Below are 4,974 nucleotides of genomic sequence, written 5' to 3'. Positions count from 1 at the left end.
CCCTTTAGTTTCGGCCCTGGCACTAGCACTCTGGAGCGGAATTTAGAATCAATGACAGGGATGGGGTACGTAGAAACATCTGGAGGTAATTATCGAGTCACCTCAGTACTTGTCGAACGTATCTTCATCGAATAAACAGGAGGGATTCATTCCCTCCCTTTCTTTTGTCAAAGACTTGACTTTTCTAGAGAAGATTTATATACTAGACATGTGCCCTACGGGGGCATTTTTAGATAACATGACAAATCCTGTTCCAGCACTTATAACTTTCTTAAAAGAGGCGCGGATTGAGGCCAAAAAAGTAAACTGGCCCACCAGAGAACGTACCATAAGAGATACGATTATTGTGATTGTGTTTTCTATAGCCGTGGCGATTTTTTTGGGAGGTTTCGACCTTCTTTTCAACGCCTTACTGGATAGATATATCATTTAGCTATGCCCAAGCAGCAAACAACCCAAGAACGCAATTGGTATGTGATTCATACCTATTCTGGATACGAGGATGCCGTGGCACGAAATCTCAAACAGCGAATTGAATCTTTGGACATGGAAGATAAGATTTTTAGCGTCATCGTCCCCAAGGAAAAAAAGATTAAGATCAAAAACGACATTGTTTATAAAGATTCTTGGCCAAGTGGCGAACCCAAATCAGGCTGTGACGACTACCTCGGCCTTATTGCTAAAACAGACGTTCTAATTTTAAATAACGTATGGAATCAGAATGACGTAATAATCAACGCGGCTATTCTAACACTTGGAGATTCTTTTACAGTTCAAAATTATGCTTCCGGATCGCCCAGAGGCGATTTAACCATTTACGGTTCTTTGAGTCAAAAAGTGCGCGGTCCGGTCGGCACGTTTGGCTGGTGGGGTACAACCGGCTACCAGAAAGATTATCATTATGATGACAGGTTTGTCGATACCCCCCCGCCGTATTATCCAAGTGTCGGTAAGTATCACTACCTTTATTGGAAAGAAATAACGGATTAATTATCAGACGGATTTGAGAGGTGTTCAATGGCAATTTTTATTTTAGCAGGATTGATGTTCATGGGATTTAGTTTTTTGTTTTTCTTTGCTCCGGGACTTATTGTAAAAATGAGTAAGATCGGCAATAAACTTGTTTTTACCGATTATGGTTCTGTTGCCCATCGTAAGCTCTCAGGCGCTGTTTTGTTAATTATGAGTTTGCTGATGCTTTACATTGGGGTGCAGTTATAAAAATGTATCCTTAAGAAGAAATATCAGAGGTGAACTCGACATATAAAAACGGGAGACGAAATGATTTTCAGTTCTAAGCTTACCACTTTTTTCATTCTTGTTTTAATTTTATTTTCAAGCAATTTATTTGCAGGCAATATTAGTGGCGTTCTCGTTTCGGGGAGCCACGATACCCTCAAAGTCGTCGACAGCCCTTTTACTGCGACCGGAAATATTTCAGTGCCTGCCGGCGATACCCTGACCATCGAACCTGGCGTCATCATTAATTTCAACAGCGGCGTTGATTTTACTCTGGACGGAACTTTGATTGCAAGGGGTACTTCGACCGATTCGATTCGTTTTACCTCCAGTAATGCTTCACCTAATTTAGGTGATTGGAGCGGAATTTTATTCAGCAGTACCGGCGGCGGTACATTGAAATATCTGGTCGTTGAATATGCAGCGACCGGAATTTCGGTTTCAAATTCAGATTTAAGCATTCGCAATTCGAGTTTCCGGTCAAATACTAATGGCATAGACTGCTTAAACGGGTCGTCTCCCTTAATTGATTCGAATCAATTTCAAAGCAACGGCAATACCGCGATCAGATGCAACGACGCCTCGCCGACGATTTCAAAAAATAAAATATTCAACAACGTCGCCCTTTCTTCTGCGATTCTATGTGAAAAATCGCATCCACAAATCACTGAGAATGTCATTCATGATAATGACCACACAGCGATTGACTGCCTAAGTGGTTCTAAACCTGACATTTGGCAAAACACAATTGTGCAAAATGATTTTGGCATTACGATAAGCGATTCTTCTTCTCCTGCAATTGAAAATAACATTGTCGTCAGCAACATGACTCTTGGAATTGCTGTTAACGATCCTGAAGCGGTTCCAACAATAAAATACAATAACGTTTGGTCAAATACAGCCGCAAACTTTTTTGGAACGCCGGCCGGCGTGGGAGACCTGAACACTACAAATTCAAATGGCGATCCTTCAGACGTGTTTTTTAACATCAGCATGGACCCGGTTTTTGTAAACACCAGTAGTAACGATTTTACTTTACAAGTTTCTTCGCCGGGCATCGATGCCGGGAACCCTGCCAATCCCGCGGGAATTTTCGTGTTGGGCAGCGCCCCGGACTTGGGAGCCTTCGAGTACGGCGCTGCAGTTCCGGTTGAACTAGCTTCTTTTGGATTTTACCAAGGGGTTTTGAGGTGGTCTACTGCATCTGAGACCAACAATTTTGGCTTTGAAGTTCAGCGAAGCAATTCGAAAAATGAGGGCTTTGTTAAAGTAGCATTCGTCCGGGGACATGGAACCTCAACTGTGCCGCAGGTTTACGAATTCAAGGATGATGTTTTTGAAGGGGTTTATTTTTACCGGCTTAAACAGATAGACACAGATGGCTCTTTCGAATTGAGCCAAACGGTTGAAGCTGTTTATTCTAATCCAGGCACATTTACTCTGGATCAAAATTACCCGAATCCCTTTAATCCGACAACTACTCTATCATTTGCGATTCCTGAGACCGGTTTAACTGAAACAAATGAACTGGTAAGGCTAACTATTTTCAATTCTATGGGGCAGGAAGTGTTGGTTCTTTTAAACGAAAGAAAAGGTCCAGGCAGCTATAAACTTCAATGGAACGGTGTCGATAAATCAGGTAGAGCGGCTGCCTCCGGCGTCTATTTTTATGAACTCCGTTTTGGGCAAATGAAACAGACTCGACGGATGCTACTGATCAAATAGTGGAAAATTCTGCGAAGCACAGGATGAGTTATAAATTCAACAAAACAATATTAGTTCCTTTTTTCTGCTCTTTGATTGGATTGAGCTTTTGGGTTTGCCCCAAAAATCCGCCGCTTGATCCGAGTGTGTAGGATCCAGGCGGGCAAGTGAAGATTCTCGTCCGTTTACAAAGGTATCGGGATGTAGTTGCCCCGGGCGGCAGCTCAATTGAGAAGGCTGTGGTTTTAAAACCAGTCTAACCAACCGGTCGTCGGCGAGGATGTTCAGTTTTCAACAAATATTGGCACGCTGGTTCCAACCACCGCAACCACAAATGATTCCGGATTTGCGCCGATATTATTAACAAATCATCATTTATTGATAATTGATTTCAATAACTCATCTTTTCCCTACTTTGAGATACTTAAGCGTGATATCGCTTCAAAGACTCAAAAAAAAACTGCGCAATAACCAGGGTTTCACTCTGATAGAAATGATTATGATTTCTCGCCTCTATTTCACCAACATCATTGTTTTCTTTTCTGATCGCCCCGATTCGCTCGAGCTTATGATATAGATATAGGTGCCGCTAGGTAATAAACTGCCATCAAATTTAACTTTATGAACAACATTCTTACTCAAATTTCCGTTTACCAGAGTCGCTACCTCCTGACCGAGAATGTTATAGACTCTCAAGGTCGTTAAGCCGTTTTCGGGAACTACAAATTCAATTGTTGTTTCCGGATTGAATGGGTTTGGATAATTTTGCCCAAGGACAAAGCTTTGCGGTGTCTCACCGATTATAACTTCAACAGTATTGTGGTATTCGAAGGTGCCGTCTAAATCAATCTGCTTGAGCCGGTATTTTAAGGTAAGGGCAGTCATACGGCCTAACAACTGCACATCATCTGTGTAGGAGTATGCGTAGGGTTCAGTGGTTGTACCATTGCCTGAGACAAACCCGATTTTTCCCCAACTTGCCTCAGTATTAACTATCATCCTTTCGATTTCAAAACCATAATTGTTAAGTTCAGTTGCGGTTGTCCAGCGGAGATTAACTAAACCCCTGTCGGCTTGAGCTGTAAAAGAAGTCAACTCCACGGGAACCGTACCGTCAGTCCACAAAGCAAATTTATTGGAAGTCTTTCCTCCTGCGGTTGAGAAGCTGCCTCCTGAGTAAACCTCGGCAAGACCAATTGCCACGGCAAAGACCGGGCCGCCATCGATACCACTTCTCAGTGCAGACCAGCTGCTGCCATCCCATTTGGCGATTCTATTCGCGCTACCACTTCCAGCGGTGGTGAAACTGCCTACTACATACAGCTCGCTGCCGATGGCGGCAATGCTGTTTACGTCACCTCCACTAAGTCCATCGCCCAACGCAGACCAATTGCTGCCATCCCATTTGGCTACTTTTTTAGCGCTAACTCCCCCCGCTGTTGTAAATAGTCCTCCCACATAAACATTGTTTTGATAGATAACGACAGCGTTGATATAACCACTTACCCCGCTGCCTAACTGAGACCAGGTGCTCGTTGAGCTATTCCAGGAGACAATGTGTTTCGCGCTTTGACCACCGGCAGTTGTAAAACTCCCTCCTAAGTAGACCTCATTATTTTTTGAAGCAATGGCGAATACCGGTCCATTTACGCCATTTGTGGCGCCGCTGCCTAATGTTGACCAATTAGAACCGTCCCATTTAGCAATATTATTTGCGCTTGACCCGCCGGCAGTTGTGTAGACTCCCCCTACATAAACATTTCCGCCGCTGACCGCCAATGCTCTGACATCGCCACCACTGATGCCGCTGCCCAGCGCCGACCAGTTGCTGCCGTCCCACTTGGCGATGTTGCTGGCGCTTACGCCGCCTGCTGTGGTAAAATTCCCTCCGACGTATAGATCGCTACCGTCTACTGCTACAGCTAGCACAAGTCCATTCGTTCCGCTGCCCAGAGCAGTCCAGGAACTGCCGTCCCATTTTGCGATATTACTAACGCGTACTGCTCCGGCCAGAGTAAAACTCCCCCCGAC

At 44.1% G+C, this 4,974-nt stretch carries 4 protein-coding genes and 1 pseudogene; 4 read left to right on the top strand and 1 reads right to left on the bottom strand.

What is annotated here, in order from left to right:
- The first annotated feature begins 238 nt into the window (after positions 1 to 238).
- The 4 genes and pseudogenes from secE (at position 239) to IH879_19525 (ending at position 2,964) form a co-directional block, all read left to right on the top strand.
- Positions 239 to 433, top strand: coding sequence for a preprotein translocase subunit SecE (gene secE, locus IH879_19540; GenBank protein MCH7677121.1), 195 nt, complete (start codon positions 239 to 241; stop codon positions 431 to 433).
- Positions 434 to 435: 2 nt separating this feature from the next.
- A pseudogene (locus tag IH879_19535) lies at positions 436 to 603 on the top strand (transcription termination/antitermination protein NusG).
- A gap of 414 nt (positions 604 to 1,017) precedes the next feature.
- Positions 1,018 to 1,221, top strand: a complete 204-nt coding sequence (locus IH879_19530) for a hypothetical protein (protein ID MCH7677120.1) — start codon at positions 1,018 to 1,020, stop codon at positions 1,219 to 1,221.
- Between the two features lie 60 nt (positions 1,222 to 1,281).
- Complete coding sequence (locus IH879_19525; GenBank protein MCH7677119.1) at positions 1,282 to 2,964, top strand: right-handed parallel beta-helix repeat-containing protein; 1,683 nt, start codon at positions 1,282 to 1,284, stop codon at positions 2,962 to 2,964.
- A gap of 492 nt (positions 2,965 to 3,456) precedes the next feature.
- Here IH879_19525 and IH879_19520 read toward each other — a convergent pair.
- The coding region (locus IH879_19520) for a T9SS type A sorting domain-containing protein (protein ID MCH7677118.1) at positions 3,457 to 4,974 on the bottom strand (1,518 nt) is incomplete at its 5' end.

The sequence above is a fragment of the candidate division KSB1 bacterium genome, assembly GCA_022562085.1.
Taxonomy (GTDB): domain Bacteria; phylum Zhuqueibacterota; class Zhuqueibacteria; order Oceanimicrobiales; family Oceanimicrobiaceae; genus Oceanimicrobium.
Note: the sequence above shows the minus strand (reverse complement) of the source record. Positions and strands in the feature narration are given on the sequence as shown.

Bases quoted from the DNA above. Each gene is read 5' to 3' on its own strand.
- IH879_19525 (MCH7677119.1), top strand. From the start codon at position 1,282: ATGATTTTCAGTTCTAAGCTTACCACTTTTTTCATTCTTGTTTTAATT.
- IH879_19530 (MCH7677120.1), top strand. From the start codon at position 1,018: ATGGCAATTTTTATTTTAGCAGGATTGATGTTCATGGGATTTAGTTTT.
- secE (MCH7677121.1), top strand. From the start codon at position 239: ATGACAAATCCTGTTCCAGCACTTATAACTTTCTTAAAAGAGGCGCGG.